Genomic DNA, 273 nt, shown 5'->3' on the forward strand with positions numbered 1-273 from the left:
CATGTGCAGGTGCGGGTGCCACTGGCCCGAGTTGTCTCCCCGCTTCACTTCGTATGACCAAACAGCGCCCACAACACCATCGAGCACAGAGCCGCGACCACGTTGCCGGCGTTTCCATAGCTCGCGCTGGGCTCTACGAAGGTGCTTAAAGCGTTCAGCCAGGTCATCACCGTTCTTCACCGTCAAAGTCACCAAAAAAGGCCTCAGAGCCGTTTTCTCGGCTCGGATGACCTCCCACCTATCCAAGTAGGCTTTCATCGACTTAGCGCCCCG

Annotated in this window: 1 protein-coding gene; it reads right to left on the bottom strand. The window is 58.2% G+C overall.

The genetic code is table 11. The features are described from left to right. Positions 1-44 precede the first annotated feature (44 nt). Positions 45-167 carry a hypothetical protein gene (locus ABG80_RS23720; protein ID WP_268760940.1) on the bottom strand — a complete coding sequence of 41 codons (123 nt, stop codon included), beginning with the start codon at positions 165-167 and terminating at the stop codon, positions 45-47. Between the last annotated feature and the right edge of the window lie 106 nt (positions 168-273).

The sequence above is a fragment of the Aquabacterium parvum genome, assembly GCF_001447195.1.
Taxonomy (GTDB): Bacteria; Pseudomonadota; Gammaproteobacteria; order Burkholderiales; family Burkholderiaceae_C; genus Aquabacterium; species Aquabacterium parvum.

Excerpts from the sequence above, each read along its gene's own strand:
- ABG80_RS23720 (WP_268760940.1), bottom strand. The coding sequence starts at position 167 with ATGACCTGGCTGAACGCTTTAAGCACCTTCGTAGAGCCCAGCGCGAGC.